Source organism: Bdellovibrio sp. HM001, assembly GCF_055397275.1.
Map to the genome: position 1 here is coordinate 3,485,438 of NZ_AP029174.1, position 13,390 is coordinate 3,498,827.

Here is a 13,390-nt window from a genome sequence, read left to right on the forward strand (position 1 = left end):
GACACCATTTGATTCTCCCAAACGAACACAAGGAGAATTATGAAAATAAAACTTATTACGCTGTTGGCGTTTTCCCTTGCTGCAATGACCTCGGAGGCGAATCAAAGAGTCCGTCGAGTCGCTGTGCAGGGAGATCAAATCGTCACGGTAAAAACAAGTCTTGGTATTGCCACGATCATTCAAGTACCAGATCGTCCTAACAGCGTTGTTGTTGGAGATCAGGACTCTTTTAAAGTGGAATATCTTGACCAAGCAATCACGATCAAACCGCTTTCTGGTGGAGCCAAGAGCAATCTCTATATCTATACCGATTGGAGACGATTCAATGTTGCTCTTATCTCAGGAAATGAGGCCATTGCTGATTATGTAGTTTATCTCGACATACCAAAAGAGAAACCGCAAACCATATCGAAGAAAGAAACTGGCATTAAGTGGACTGATTTAAAAAACTCCCTCAAGAGCGATACGCTTTCGTTAAATGTAAAGCGTGTCGGAAAAACCAAAGACGGAATCTTGCTTGTGGAATTTCTAGTTTCATCCACAACAAAGGAGGCATTTAAACCTGAATGGCTATGGATCACACAATCTAGTGAGATGCGACCAATTCACAATCTTTTTATGTCGGCCCTTGAAGTGGCTCCCCAAAGACCCATTTCAGGTGTTCTTCAAATGAGAGAAATTGATCTTAATGCAAATGAACCCATCCGGGTCGAATTGAGAAGGAAAAGAATTTCTTATCTCACAATCCAGAAGGTCACTTCATGGAAGTGATAGCAAAGGAGGTACATTTGGAAGGCTTTAAAAATTATTTTTTGAAACAACCTAAGCCTTTCACTTCTAAGCGAGAAGTAAATTGGTCGAAGGTGCAAACTTGGGCGATTTCATTTGTGTGTGCTTTGATTATAGGAATTATGGTCATCCCTAGTTCGGAACCAGAGCAAGACACTTTCCATGAGAAAGCTGAGCGTGGAAGTCTTGCCAAAGCTCTACCGGCTGAAAACGATCCGACACAGGAGACGATCAGACAACTTCAAGAGTCGCAAGTGAATGTCAGACAGGTTCCTGGTTCTCTTGATTACCTCTATCGACCAAGCAGTCCCGCGGGTTCAGGCGGTGGCGGTAAAACCGATCAAGATCGAAGTTCCTCGATGATCTTAAGTCGAAACGGAACTGACGCAAGGACTCAGCTCTCTGCTGGAACAAGAGTGTCTATTCGCTTAAGTGGCAAGGTAACAATCGCCAATCAAGGAATGCCTGTCGTTGGAATTGTCACAAGTGATGTTTCTGCGGATAGCGGAATTGCCATCCCAAGCGGCTCGAAGGTTCTGGGAGATGCTTCTTTTGATGAAGAATCCGAACGTGCTTCGATTTCTTGGCGCTCGATCATTCTTCCAGATGGACGAGAAAGGCCTTTCTCTGCCATTGGGGTCAGTCGTGACGGGCAAGTTGGTGTAAATGGCAATGTCCACTCTGACGGTGTGAAAAATGCTGTTGGACAAACGCTTACTCGATTCGTGGGAGCTTACGCTGCTGGCTCAATGAACACAGGCGCCTTCGGTGCAAATCAAGGAGGTCATGAGAATGGTCTTCGCAATGCCGTTGCTCAGACTGCCACTGATCGAGCAAACGCAATGGGCGAAGACCTCCAAAAAGAACGCAAATGGATTGAACTGCAAGGTGGCGCTGAAACTTTTGCTATTTTGAATCAGCCATTCACGTTCAGGGATGCCGGAGCTACCTATGGAAGATAAGAACGGTTCGCTTTCACATGGAGAGCGAGTTCTCTTTGCGGTGATCGGCGTTCTCCTTCTTGTAAAGGGACTTGATCTCGCTTGGGACTGGATGAACCAATCGCTTCGACACTTTGTTTTAGTGTTGGGGCCTATGATTCTTCTTTTGATTCCTGTTGGTCGAATCCTTTGGAGAAAGATTCAAAAGAACAGAGAGAAAAATCTGTTTGAGAAAACGATCACAGGACAAGTAGAAGATTCAGTTTTCTGTGGAACTACTGACAAAGGTGAAGATATTTGGATCAAGCCTCGCCAAAGAGCGATGCACACCCAAGTAATCGGCACCACGAACGCGGGAAAAACTGAAAGCGTGATTCTTCCTTGGGCGATTCAGGATATTCACTCAGGAAAAGGCTTGTTGCTTATAGATGGAAAAGCCGACAACTCACTAATTGATAAACTCTGGGCCTATACAAAACTCGCAGGACGCGAAAAAGATTTCAGGCTTTTTAGCTTGAGTCGCAGAGAACAGTCTTTTCAGTTCAATCCTTTGATTGGGGGAACTGCGGAAGAAATCACGGAACGAGTTTTTAACGCTTTTGAATTTGAGAATCCTTATTATCGTTCACTTCAATATGAAGTCATGAATCAGGTCATGCGGATTTTCGAGTCGTCGAACACGGTCCCAACATTTCAAAGACTTCATCAGGCGATTTCTCGCCCGAAGGTCATGGAAGAAATGGCGAAGTCTGTGCAAGACCCAGAAGTTCGTCGCTGGTATGTGACGTATTGTGGAATGCCACCCAAGGACCGTGAAGAAAGAACCAGTGGTCTGCTTTCTGCAATTGGGCACTTTGCATTTGGAGAAAACGCAAGACTCTTTAATCCCGAAGAAGGAGCGATCACGATTGACGAGGCACTGAGAGAAAACCAGATCGTTTATTTTCAGTTGCCAGTGTTGTTATCTCCTTTTCTAGGAATGGCCACGGGTAAACTCGTTCTTCAATCTTTGCAAGCGGCAGTTGCGAACCGCCACAGACTTGCACGAGATACAGAGAAAATGTTTTTCAGCGTCTTCTTAGATGACTTCTCGGAATATCTCTATGAGGGCTTTGTTTCGATCTTAAATAAATCAAGATCGGCAAATGTTGGAATCGTCTTCGCTCATCAAGCGTTAGGAGACATTACTGTTCTTGGTGAACCAGTGGCGAACTCGATTTTGACAAACGCAAACGTCAAAGTCTTTATGCGTGGGAATGATCCTGACTCGGCTGAATACTTCTCGAAGGTCATAGGAACTTTGACTGCGACTAAGTCCACTGAGCGCCAATCGAAGACTTTGTTTGGCGTGAATAAGAGTGGCGAAATGTCAGTCCGTGACGTTGAAGAGTTTACGATTCACCCCAACGTCTTTAAGAAAGACTTAGGCGTTGGCGAAGCCATTATGATTGTGCCACACGACCGAGGGGCCAAAACCGTGCGGATCAAGTTCAGCAAAACAGACGATCTTGAAGCACATCCGATCCCTGAGATCGGAAAAAATTTAATGCCACTACTTTTAGAAAAAGATGATGAATATAAAAAAGAACCATTGAGACAAGCAAACAATGCTCTTGATAACGCTGCTTAAAAAGTCAGGAGAAAATATGGAAAAATTAAAAAATAAATTTATTTTGATCTTGGGACTTTCAGTCTTGTTGCTACAAACAGGATGTTCTACGATGGGAAAGTCAGTCGGTCTTGGTACTGCGATTGGCGCAGGGACTGGTGCTGCTTTAGGTGGGATCATTGATCCTGGAAAAAATGGTCAATACCGAACTCGCAACGTGATTATCGGCGCAGGCGTTGGTGCAATCGCCGGAGGTCTTACAGCTTCGGCCATCCATGAAAACAACGAACGAGATAAAGAGCTTTCTTACCTAAAAGGAAAAGAGGCTGAAAGAAAATCGTCCAAAGGACAATCAGTTCCTGCATTACAACAGCCGAAGGTGGAAGCTGTTTGGGTTGAAAGCAAGGTTGTTGGCAATCGTTACATCGAAGGTCACTTTGAATACATCATCACGGAGCCTACACGATGGGAGGCTCCTTAATGAAATATGCCCACGGTCGCAAGCTTTCTAAGAATGCTGTTGAGGCCGTGAGGTTCGTTGCCAAGGTCGGGGCCATGAGCCGCGAAACTTGGTACGAGCTTTTTAGTCATGGAACTCTCCGATGGCGACAGATGCAACTACAACACTTGATTGATCGAAAGGTTTTTAAACATCACACAAGCAAACATGGACATGATGCTGTCGTGATCGACACTTTTGGAGTTGAACTTATTAAAGGCATGAACTGGCAACACGTTCACTCGATCTATCCACACTTCATTGAACATGATGAAACCGTTGGAGCTGGACTTTGGAGATTAGAAAAAGCTGGCCTTTGCCAAAAATGGATGACCGAAAGTGAAATGAAGACGCAAAAGTTAGCAAACTTTAGACTCGATGTTCAGGAAGGTGGCTTCAAATATCCAGATGCGGTTTTCAAGTTCCAAGGAAATCTGACGGCTCCGATTGTGGCGGTTGAATATGAAAGAACAGCAAAAACCAACTGGCGATACAACAAAGCTATTCGCGCATACAGTGAGGCTTACGACTTTAGTTTCATCTTCTTTGTTGTGGAAAACGATGCCATTGAAAAGACCATTCAAAGGGCCATGAAATACATTGGGGACGGAAGACTAAACTCACGAATCGGTTTTATTACGATTGAAGATTGGAAAACGAATCCTGCAAGTGCAGAACTTCGAGGACTCAAGCAAGGTCAGAGTTTAAAGGAACTTGCCTTGAAAATTTGAATTGAGAAGTCTTCGCGAATGCCTACACATAGCGAAGGCTTCTCTGGCGAATTGATAAGATAAGATCAATCAAAAAGATAAAGAATAACAGGAATTTCCCTGCCGCCACCTCGTTCTTAACGTCCCTTGGCCGCTGTTGACCCCTCCCCCCCAACGAGTTGAGAGGAAGGGGTCAACAGCTAGGTACTAAACATCGGTGGCGGCAGGGAAATAAAAAATAAAAGGTAAGAGCTATGGAAAATAATAATAGTAATAATATAAATACAAATACGGGAACGGAGAGAGAAGAAGATCGTACTAACCAACCAGTAAGTGCCAAGTTGCAAAGAATTGTGGTTTCTAATGAGTCTTTAACAGCATTGAAGGCCATCATTGATAAAGTGAATGATGGCTTCAATGGCGGCAGAGTCAATCAGACTGAAATCGCAAATTGGATTATCTTGCGTTTTCAGACTGAACTGGATGAATCTCAAATCAAAGAGATTCGAGCTGAACACTTCGACGAAGTGGCCATGCTCGAAAACATTTTAAAGCAAGCAAAAGAGTCTGGAAAAGTCCCTACGGATTTCAAGAACTTGCTTCAAAAGCAATTTGGGTTAGATGAGCCGACCAAACGCAAGGCGAAGTCGGCCTTGACCAACTCATAAAACGATGTCATCATTGATGACATGAGGTTAATTTAATGGATGGTGCGGAAATTAAGAGAATTAGAGAGAAGTTTGGAATGACCCGTGATGAGTTTGCCGATTTTCTCTGTTTATCTGGATATAGAACAATGATGAACATTGAAACCGATTTTCGCAAACCAAGTAAATTAACCATTAGACTTCTCCGCTACCTTGATGACCAACAAAAGAAAAAGGCTGCGGAGTTTATTGAGGATTTTAAAGGCTATGAAGCTGAGTAACTTTATCCAACTATGGAGTGTCACAATGGCAAAAGCAAAAAAAGCCGTTGAACACTTGAGCGACAAAAAAGAAATGAACATTGAGTTTGTACCCGTTTATATTTCCAAACAAGATTTCCAAAAAAAGAAATCTGAAGTGCAAACCCTGATCGCAAGAATGTTAGTAGCGGCACAAAAGCGTGGCCGTCCATCGAAACACGACTTGGAGGAGATCGACAATGCGGCATAAAATAGGAATCTATGTCCGTGTCAGTACGGAAGAACAAGCGCAAATTGCTGATGGCTCAATAGAAAGCCAACAGCATAGAATAAAATCATTTATTGATATAAAACGTCTGCAAGAAAAAGATTGGGGCAAGGTTGTTGATACTTATATTGATGACGGTTATTCAGCGAAAAGCACCAATCGTCCCGCGTATCAACGAATGATTCGTGATCTTAAACTTGGCAAAATCAATTTGATTCTAATTACAGACTTGTCACGCCTTTCGCGTAACATTTCCGACTTCTGTGACCTGTATAAGGAACTTGGAAAGTACAAAGCAAATTTTCTTTCGATCAAGGAACAGTTTGATACAAGTACACCTGTTGGCGAAATGATGGTTTTCAATATGGTGAACCTCGCCCAGTTCGAGCGTAAACAAACGTCTGAAAGAATCGCAATGAACTTCCATTCACGCGCACTTCGTGGGCTTGTGAATGGTGGAAGTCCCCTACTCGGCTATGACCGTGATCCTGATAATGCAGGAAAAAGAATTGTAAATCCTGATGAGGCCGCATTGGTGAAAGAAATTTTCAAAATGTACGATGATGGTCAAAGTCTTTCCCAAATCACAGACCACCTTACTAAAGAAGGTCAGATTCGCAAGGGCATGGACTCGAATCGTTATCGCCATATAAATGACGGACGATGGACAGTTCGAGTGGTTCAAGCACTACTGAAAAACCACGCCTACATTGGACAACGTGAGGTCAATGTTAAGAATAAAGATGAAGAGCAAGCTTACTTAAAGGCATGGCAACAATACCAAATTGTTCCTGCATCTTGGGAAGCAATCGTCGATAAAGAGTTGTTCTTCAGAGTTCAGAAAAGACTAGAAGTTGCTGCTCAACTTGAACGTCAGCGTTTTGATAATGGTGATAAAAGAATTTTCTTTGTTTCGGGAATGATTAGATGTGGACATTGTGGACGTGCGCTCATTGGCCAATCAGCGCACGGAAGAAAACAGATTCACCGCTACTACGGACACAAACAACTCATTAACGAGAAGATCACTTGTCCGGTAAAACGATATTCGGCAGAGGAAATCGAAGAAACTATTCTAAAACACTTGGACAAAGTTTTAGCGGAGACTGGTTATCTGGATCAAATCGAAAGCAATATCGAACAATGCCTTGGTGTGAATAGCTCTAACCAAAAAGCCAGAAAAGACATTGTAAAAAAAGCGATCTCAAAAATTGATGGAGAAATCGAATCAGTATTTAAACTCGCAACCAGCATGAAAAGCGGCAGTGCTGGATCGGACTTAATCCAAAGCAAACTAGAGAAATTGGCTGAGAAGAAAAAGGAAATGGAAAAGGAGCTTGAATTGGCTGCACAATGCGAAGTGAACCTTTCACTAAGCTCTTCAGCTAAAGCCGTCATTAAATCGAATATCATTGCCCTTAAAGCGGCCATGAAAAAAGGGCAGCCCCATTTCAAAAAGCGTCTTTTTGGAAATCTCTTTAACCAATTACTGGTCACAGAGAACGGCATCAAGGTTTTTTATGAATTAGAAGAGCAATCGAATTTGAATGGTTCTGAAAGTAAGAAAACGAAGCCATCGGACTCAAAGTCCGATGGCATTTCAATTTTCACCAAAAGTCTTTTCAGCCAAACCCTTGGATTTCTTGTGTCCAATGGTTCGCCTGTTGTTACGTATGGTGGAGGCGGGGGGAATTGAACCCCCGTCCGCAAATGATCCACGATAAGGCGCTACATACTTAGTCAGTGTTTTAGATTGGTCCTCGGGCTTCCACAGACAAAATCCCTAAGACCTCTCCCCCAGTAAATTTAAGCGAGTCTGCTGGAGAAAACCCAACACGCCGAGGTCCCTAAATGACGATCAATCCAAGTGCGGAACCACCACAAGGTTGATCGTGCTGCTTAATTAAGCTGCAAGTGCGTAATCGTTGCCAATTACAAAATGGACGTTTTTAACGAGGTCCTCATCCGCCCCGGTATGCTCCTTATGCTTCAGCACCCACGTCGAAGCCAGTACGCCCCCATAGTGTGAAAACATATCTTTCTCATTGTCTCGCATTTTGCGGGAAAATGAAAATCGTTTATCCTTCCCATTTGGACCCCCGTTTTCAACGATTAAATTTTTCGTGACGCAGGACTTTTGTCTTGCTTGGGTGGTGTCATCCTAACGAGATCCTAACGTTAGCAGGAGACAATTTACGCCAAATGATTGAGATATCCACCATTTATGGGTCTATTCCACAGAGTTATCCACATTGCTGCCTGAAAAATGGGGCAAAACTGACACCAAAATTTAAGAATCTTAAATTTATCCGAGGGGCCGTCATGTTCGGTGACAGCCCCTGGATTGTGCAAAATTAACGGAAAAGGTCGGCAGCGGACGCGGCCGTAGCGGCAAGAGAGCTCACATTTGAGCGTTCATTCTTCTGTTCTTTGGTCACTGGCGCTGGGGCTACCGGAGCCGCCACCACTGGAACCACGGGGGCTTGTTCAACCACCACCGCAGCCGGGGCTTCGACAATCGGCATCTCGGTCACGATATCCAAAGAGGACTTCATCACCGGAGCTTTCACCACTGATTCCACCGCGTTGGTCACTGGGAACAACTGGATATTAAGCTGATAGACTCTTTCCCCTTTGTCCTTCATGCGCGCAATGGAGTTGTCCTTGTGCAGGGCTTTTCTCATCTGACGAAGCTTGAATTTGATTTCTTCAAACTCTGTCTTGGTCAAAGACAAGGTCAACGTGCCGAATTCACGCTCGGTCGGCTGATCCTGGTACAAGGACTCAAGCCCCAAGTACATCAACTGGGACTGAAGTTTACGAACCAACGCCACCGGGATTTCTTCCGGGGATTCAGTCAGACTGCGAGCTTTTTTAAGCTCTCCTGTCACTTCATCACGGCGCAGATCGCCTGAGCTGATCAGAGTAGACAGAGCATGATCGATTTCATCTTCGGAAGCCTTGCCACGCAGAAGGTTCTTCAAGGTCGCCGTGTCGAAGGAAACACCTTCCTGGTCGATCATCGCATAGATAATCCAAGCCACCCAGTTCGGAACCTTTTCCCAGGTCTTGCGATCGATTTCGCCAGACTTCAGCTTCCCAGCCACACGGTGTTCGCTCAATTTCTTGAGGTACATGTTGCGTTCCGCAGGGTCCATGGCTTGAGTGAATTGAACCAAAAGACGGAATTCTTCCGTTTGTTCCTTCATGAAACCCAGCGCCTTACCGAATTTGCCGATCATATCGTCGGAAAGATTTCTTTTCCCTTCGATGATCATTTTCAAATAGTTCGGGGACTTGATATTGGCTGCGGCAGAGAAAACGGCATACGTATAAGCACGCAAAGAACCCTTGGAGGCTTTACGTTTATACAGATAAAAATCACCCAAGAACTGGCGATAGTTCATATAATCAGATAATACGGGCGGAACGAGCGAACCCTTTGAAATTTCTTTGCCTTTGCTAAACTCTGGCTGCTGGTTTTGCATAGAAATGGTTCTCCTTTGCACCCAACTAGTTCACCTGATTTGAATCCCCAAAACAAGCGGATTTGTGTACGAAGACCGTTACGTTATCGCAAAGCATAAAAAAGGCCCCCGAAACCGAGGGCCTTTCTAAGTCGATCAAGTTTTGAAAGCAAAAATCTTAGCGACGAGTCAGTTTCAAAGTCACCGCGCGCACATCCAAGTCTCCGCGAGTGTAAAGAACGATGCTAGAAGCTGACTGACCGATCACAGCATTTTGTGGGTAAACAGACTGACGATGACTGTAGCGATCCACTTGCAGTGTTTGACCTTGATTGAAACCATTGATCAAAAGATCCATCATAGCCACATTGTAAACAGCATTGGCTTCGATTTCGATGGCCTGAATTCTGTAACCACGGTAGCGGTTCATATCCAAGTACATGCCCAGATCCAAACGATCATTGCCATACAAACGACGGTTCACATACAACGGAACATCGATCGTGCGACCTGGATTCGTTGGAGGCTGGTAAGAACGCTCACGCAGATTCACAGTCACAGATTCGATCTGTGCATTGCCACGAATCTCCAACTGCAATGTGCGGATGTCTTCACCCAAAACCGCGCGATAACGCGGGCGAAGCAACACGGCGCCTTGCGGGGAATAAACAGACTCATTCATACGACCGTCTGTCAGCAAAGCCACTTCGGTGTTGTAACCGCTGCTGCGGAATTGAGCTTCGACGGATTCCACTTCATAACCGCGATAGTTTTCACCAATCCCTGCCAACTGGCGAAGGTGCAAAGTTTCGTTGTTCACACGGCGGTTAAGATAAACAACCTTGCGTTCCTGACGACCATAGCCGCCGCCATTGCCGAAATCATCCTGACCAGGATAGCCGGGACCGAAGTCACCGCCAGGGCCAAAATCACCTGGGAAACCAGGGCCGACATCAGGAGTTGGGTATGGAGTCTCTGGGCGAGGTGCCCCTGGTACAATATAAGCCTCTGCTGCGGCTGCAAACAGAGTGATTGCTGCAAATGAAAGTAAAAGGCTGCGTTTTAGAGTCATTATGTCCCCCAAGTGGTTAAGAAGTTCCCCCACTTCCCGTTAAAGCAACCAGCGTACCAACTATTAAAGAGACAAAATGACCCCGAAAGAACGAAAAAAGGCCACTGATCTTGGAGGAAATCAGTGGCCGGCATAAGAAACATACCCAACGAAGGGTCTTTTAGGGCTATTTCAAGTTTTCGTCGTTGATCTCAACCAGAGGTTTGATCTTACGCATGAAGGTCACAGCGAACTGATCTTGGGCATAAGACGCACGCTTTCTCATTTTTAAAGCAATGCGGATCTGACCCAAACCGTTGTTGGCGACCAAACGAGCCTCACCGATCCAGTTTGCATAAGTCAGCTTAGAGTTGCCCAAGGAAACCAGATCCAAAGAGTCTTCCTGATCTTTCGCAATACGAGTCAGCGGAATATTCACACCCGTCCCCGCTTCAGGAGCCAGCAAAGGACCCGCAAATGCCAGAAGTTCGTTGTTCGCACCTTTAGTCACAACCGTGAAACCAGAACGACCATTCACAACTTCGAAAGAATACAAGCCCACGGACTTGATTCTATCCACGGTGTTTTCTTTTCGGATCGTGTTTTTCACGTAATCACGCAAGATCAGATACTCTGGATTGTCAGAGAACTGCTCTGGCAAATTGAAATACAAGTCCGCAGAAGAGCTTCTGAACACCACGTTGATGATCGCAGAAGAAGGACTGGAACCGATCTTCAAACGTGCAAACACGTTTTCACAACCGCCATCCAGATCCAGACACTTCACAGTGCCTTCCAATGCACGTGTGCCTGTTGTTCTTTCGCCGTTACCAGCACCAACAGATCTAACCGGAGAAGCCGTGCCTTCGCCTTGAGAACCCGCGACGTTATAAACTTTGATATCGTTGCCTTCTCGGACTTTCAAAGTGATGATCACATCGCCAGACATGCTGTCCACGGAAAGTTTCGCATGTTGAACAGAGGCTGCCGCTTCCAAATTCAAGCGACGAGTTTCATAGCTGACTTTTTCGTTACGAGCTCTCAAGAAGTTTAGAAGCTCGTCTGTACCGGAAGAAGTGTAAACCAAACCATCGGCTGTCACACCCCCCGTCATCCGCTTCGTCAAATTATCGCGAATCACGTTGGACGGATCATTGGATCTGTAGTCACCCGGAATAACATGAGTCCCTGGAGCCGGGGCTGGACGAGTGTCCACCACTGCAGGAGGCGTCGTCGGATTCACAGGAGTTTGTGGATTGATTGGCGTTGGAGGTGGCGGAGGAGGAGTTGTTGGATTTTTCCCCTGACCTTGACCTTTGTTTGGAATCGGAGACGGCTGAGTCGTGTCCTTACCGTTACTGCCCGGAGCAGGCAGACCACCACCGATTTCACCGTTGGTATTGTCAGTCTGGCTCGAGTCCGTTGGCTTAGCTTGTTTATTAGGCTCTGAGAAAACGTCTTTTTTCTTACCGCAAGCAGTAAGGGACAACGACGCCAACAAGGCCGCCGTGATCAAGGTATGCTTTTGAAGCATTGGCAACATGAGAAACCTCCAAGTATTCTTTCAATAAACCAATTCGCAAAGGTCCTTAAGCAAGGCCTGGGCCAGATTTCGTCACCCCTCAGCAGGCCTTGTATTTCAATACAGTTAGGTTTTAGACTGAGCCTTGGAAGGAATTACATGCCTGTACAACAATTCGGCGAGCTTTTGAGCGACCCTAAAAAACTGACCCAACATCTATTGAAAGTTATTCTTGTCAGCTTCGTGCTGGCCCTGCTGGCGATGTACTTCGTGGACCAGCAAGTATCCCTGTATTTCGCTGAAAAAGAAGTCACAGCATTGTGGAGAAAACCCGCACGCATCCTGACGGACGTGGCATTGTCTGAATACTATTTTGCAGCCGCCTTGATCATCTGGGCCTTCTGCAAATGGGTCGCCCCGCACGTTGGCGCTTTGAAATCCCACCTGTCCCGCGTCGACTACTATCGTCGCTGGGGTTTGAATCTTCTGGTGTCTTTATTGGTGGCGGGCGTGATCACGCATATTATTAAGTTCACTGCCGGGCGCCAGAGGCCTCACAAAACGCCGGATTTTGATCCGCACGTCTTCACACCGTTTACAACTCACTGGCATTGGCATTCGTTTTCTTCCGGCCATTCTCAGGTGATCTTCACGGTGGCCACGATGATGAGTGTCGCCTTCCCGCGCTTTCGCTGGTTCTGGATTCCGTTTGCGATGCTGGTTTGCTTAACCCGCGTGGTGGTGCATGACCACTTTGTCAGCGATATCATCTTTGGTGCGTGTGTGGGCTACGTCGGCACCTTGCTGGCCCTGCAACTGATGCGTCAAAAGACTCAAAACGGACTTTATTAGGATTTTTCAGAGAGGAATTCCACCAGATACTGGGATTCCCTCATGGTTCTGACGATGTCCTTGTAATTAGCGACATACTTTTCGACCAGACCCCAAAAACGATCTGAATGGTTCATGTGCTGCAAATGCGCCAGCTCATGAACAATCACATAATCAATCACCTCTTCGGCAAAGACGATCAGACGCCAGTTCAGGTTGATGATCTTTTTCGAGGAACAACTGCCCCAGCGGGTCCTTTGTTCGCGGAATTTAACCTGTGACGGGCGCAGGTTCATCTGCTCGGACCAATAGGCCACACGCTGACTTAAAAAGTCCACCGCTTCGCGCTTATAGAAATGACGAATTTCCTTCAGGGCTGTGGGATGCTCTTCGATCAGGGAATCTGCGCTCCAGTCATTGCGTGGGATATGTAAAAGCAGATGCTCATCCGTGATCGACACAAAAGTTTTTTTGTGCAAGGTGATCACCACTTTGAGCTTTCGCTCGGTCCCTTTAAACGGAAAATTCTCATAAGCCCTGATGCGCTTTTCCGGGAACTTTTCAGCAATCTCGGAAAATTTCACGAAGGTTTTTTCGATCCAGTCTTTTTTCGCCATTAAAAAATCGACGATGATTTTCTGACTGGTGCTTTTTGCCGCCACGACCTTGATCGGTTTATTGGGGTACAGATAAATAGAAACCGAGCGACGAAAATTCCGTCGATGCACCTCTACGGGCCATTTTGCGAAGATAAAGGTTTCTTTGCCGCTCATCAGTCAGAGAATGACTTAAGCCT

The 13,390-nt window shown here is 45.7% G+C and carries 14 protein-coding genes and 1 other RNA gene; 10 read left to right on the forward strand and 5 right to left on the reverse strand.

What is annotated here, in order from left to right:
- Nucleotides 1-39: 39 nt before the first annotated feature.
- The 9 genes from ACZ5ZZ_RS16450 (at nucleotide 40) to ACZ5ZZ_RS16490 (ending at nucleotide 7,419) form a co-directional block, all read left to right on the forward strand.
- Entirely contained in the window at nucleotides 40-771 is a 732-nt protein-coding gene (locus ACZ5ZZ_RS16450; protein WP_464140448.1) for a TrbG/VirB9 family P-type conjugative transfer protein, read from the forward strand.
- The gene (locus ACZ5ZZ_RS16455; RefSeq protein WP_464140451.1) at nucleotides 762-1,751 is read left to right on the forward strand and encodes a TrbI/VirB10 family protein; all 990 of its coding nucleotides are present in this window, start codon (nucleotides 762-764) and stop codon (nucleotides 1,749-1,751) included. Before ACZ5ZZ_RS16450 ends, ACZ5ZZ_RS16455 begins: the two co-directional genes overlap by 10 nt.
- Entirely contained in the window at nucleotides 1,741-3,360 is a 1,620-nt protein-coding gene (locus tag ACZ5ZZ_RS16460) for a type IV secretory system conjugative DNA transfer family protein (protein WP_464140452.1), read from the forward strand. The genes ACZ5ZZ_RS16455 and ACZ5ZZ_RS16460 overlap by 11 nt, the downstream gene beginning before the upstream one ends.
- A 16-nt stretch (nucleotides 3,361-3,376) precedes the next feature.
- Nucleotides 3,377-3,820 (forward strand): hypothetical protein, encoded by a 444-nt coding sequence (locus ACZ5ZZ_RS16465; RefSeq protein ID WP_464140455.1) that lies wholly within the window; start codon nucleotides 3,377-3,379, stop codon nucleotides 3,818-3,820.
- Nucleotides 3,820-4,569 (forward strand): hypothetical protein, encoded by a 750-nt coding sequence (locus ACZ5ZZ_RS16470; RefSeq protein WP_464140456.1) that lies wholly within the window; start codon nucleotides 3,820-3,822, stop codon nucleotides 4,567-4,569. The genes ACZ5ZZ_RS16465 and ACZ5ZZ_RS16470 overlap by 1 nt, the downstream gene beginning before the upstream one ends.
- Nucleotides 4,570-4,802: 233 nt before the next feature.
- Nucleotides 4,803-5,216 (forward strand): hypothetical protein, encoded by a 414-nt coding sequence (locus ACZ5ZZ_RS16475; RefSeq protein ID WP_464140458.1) that lies wholly within the window; start codon nucleotides 4,803-4,805, stop codon nucleotides 5,214-5,216.
- A 35-nt stretch (nucleotides 5,217-5,251) separates the two neighbouring features.
- The gene (locus ACZ5ZZ_RS16480; protein WP_464140459.1) at nucleotides 5,252-5,476 is read left to right on the forward strand and encodes a helix-turn-helix domain-containing protein; all 225 of its coding nucleotides are present in this window, start codon (nucleotides 5,252-5,254) and stop codon (nucleotides 5,474-5,476) included.
- 25 nt (nucleotides 5,477-5,501) lie between these two features.
- A complete protein-coding gene (locus tag ACZ5ZZ_RS16485; protein WP_464140463.1) occupies nucleotides 5,502-5,705 on the forward strand; it encodes a hypothetical protein in 204 nt (67 codons plus the stop codon).
- Nucleotides 5,695-7,419, forward strand: coding sequence for a recombinase family protein (locus ACZ5ZZ_RS16490; protein ID WP_464140465.1), 1,725 nt, complete (start codon nucleotides 5,695-5,697; stop codon nucleotides 7,417-7,419). Before ACZ5ZZ_RS16485 ends, ACZ5ZZ_RS16490 begins: the two co-directional genes overlap by 11 nt.
- Here ACZ5ZZ_RS16490 and ssrA read toward each other — a convergent pair.
- From ssrA to ACZ5ZZ_RS16510, 4 genes are all read right to left on the reverse strand, one after another.
- Nucleotides 7,398-7,743, reverse strand: a transfer-messenger RNA (tmRNA) gene (gene ssrA / locus ACZ5ZZ_RS16495). The two genes, ACZ5ZZ_RS16490 and ssrA, sit on opposite strands and share 22 nt — an antisense overlap.
- A 334-nt stretch (nucleotides 7,744-8,077) precedes the next feature.
- Nucleotides 8,078-9,211: a TIGR02147 family protein gene (locus tag ACZ5ZZ_RS16500; protein WP_464140468.1), complete on the reverse strand. Its 1,134-nt coding sequence runs from the start codon at nucleotides 9,209-9,211 to the stop codon at nucleotides 8,078-8,080.
- Nucleotides 9,212-9,368: 157 nt separating this feature from the next.
- Nucleotides 9,369-10,262, reverse strand: a complete 894-nt coding sequence (locus ACZ5ZZ_RS16505; RefSeq protein ID WP_464140469.1) for a hypothetical protein — start codon at nucleotides 10,260-10,262, stop codon at nucleotides 9,369-9,371.
- Nucleotides 10,263-10,428: 166 nt separating this feature from the next.
- Nucleotides 10,429-11,784: a hypothetical protein gene (locus ACZ5ZZ_RS16510; RefSeq protein ID WP_464118827.1), complete on the reverse strand. Its 1,356-nt coding sequence runs from the start codon at nucleotides 11,782-11,784 to the stop codon at nucleotides 10,429-10,431.
- 138 nt (nucleotides 11,785-11,922) lie between these two features.
- On the opposite strand from ACZ5ZZ_RS16510, the gene ACZ5ZZ_RS16515 reads away from it, so the two are divergent.
- Complete coding sequence (locus tag ACZ5ZZ_RS16515) at nucleotides 11,923-12,615, forward strand: phosphatase PAP2 family protein (RefSeq protein WP_464140472.1); 693 nt, start codon at nucleotides 11,923-11,925, stop codon at nucleotides 12,613-12,615.
- On the opposite strand, the gene ACZ5ZZ_RS16520 is transcribed toward ACZ5ZZ_RS16515, so the two are convergent.
- Nucleotides 12,612-13,367: a M48 family metallopeptidase gene (locus ACZ5ZZ_RS16520; RefSeq protein WP_464140474.1), complete on the reverse strand. Its 756-nt coding sequence runs from the start codon at nucleotides 13,365-13,367 to the stop codon at nucleotides 12,612-12,614. The genes ACZ5ZZ_RS16515 and ACZ5ZZ_RS16520 overlap by 4 nt on opposite strands.
- Nucleotides 13,368-13,390 lie beyond the last annotated feature (23 nt).

What these genes read in the sequence shown, in the direction of transcription:
- ACZ5ZZ_RS16465 (WP_464140455.1), top strand. Translation starts at nt 3,377, where the DNA reads ATGGAAAAATTAAAAAATAAATTTATTTTGATCTTGGGACTTTCAGTC.
- ACZ5ZZ_RS16500 (WP_464140468.1), bottom strand. Translation starts at nt 9,211, where the DNA reads ATGCAAAACCAGCAGCCAGAGTTTAGCAAAGGCAAAGAAATTTCAAAG.
- ACZ5ZZ_RS16510 (WP_464118827.1), bottom strand. Translation starts at nt 11,784, where the DNA reads ATGTTGCCAATGCTTCAAAAGCATACCTTGATCACGGCGGCCTTGTTG.
- ACZ5ZZ_RS16490 (WP_464140465.1), top strand. Translation starts at nt 5,695, where the DNA reads ATGCGGCATAAAATAGGAATCTATGTCCGTGTCAGTACGGAAGAACAA.
- ACZ5ZZ_RS16475 (WP_464140458.1), top strand. Translation starts at nt 4,803, where the DNA reads ATGGAAAATAATAATAGTAATAATATAAATACAAATACGGGAACGGAG.
- ACZ5ZZ_RS16520 (WP_464140474.1), bottom strand. Translation starts at nt 13,367, where the DNA reads ATGAGCGGCAAAGAAACCTTTATCTTCGCAAAATGGCCCGTAGAGGTG.
- ACZ5ZZ_RS16480 (WP_464140459.1), top strand. Translation starts at nt 5,252, where the DNA reads ATGGATGGTGCGGAAATTAAGAGAATTAGAGAGAAGTTTGGAATGACC.
- ACZ5ZZ_RS16485 (WP_464140463.1), top strand. Translation starts at nt 5,502, where the DNA reads ATGGCAAAAGCAAAAAAAGCCGTTGAACACTTGAGCGACAAAAAAGAA.
- ACZ5ZZ_RS16455 (WP_464140451.1), top strand. Translation starts at nt 762, where the DNA reads ATGGAAGTGATAGCAAAGGAGGTACATTTGGAAGGCTTTAAAAATTAT.
- ACZ5ZZ_RS16460 (WP_464140452.1), top strand. Translation starts at nt 1,741, where the DNA reads ATGGAAGATAAGAACGGTTCGCTTTCACATGGAGAGCGAGTTCTCTTT.
- ACZ5ZZ_RS16505 (WP_464140469.1), bottom strand. Translation starts at nt 10,262, where the DNA reads ATGACTCTAAAACGCAGCCTTTTACTTTCATTTGCAGCAATCACTCTG.
- ACZ5ZZ_RS16515 (WP_464140472.1), top strand. Translation starts at nt 11,923, where the DNA reads ATGCCTGTACAACAATTCGGCGAGCTTTTGAGCGACCCTAAAAAACTG.
- ACZ5ZZ_RS16470 (WP_464140456.1), top strand. Translation starts at nt 3,820, where the DNA reads ATGAAATATGCCCACGGTCGCAAGCTTTCTAAGAATGCTGTTGAGGCC.
- ACZ5ZZ_RS16450 (WP_464140448.1), top strand. Translation starts at nt 40, where the DNA reads ATGAAAATAAAACTTATTACGCTGTTGGCGTTTTCCCTTGCTGCAATG.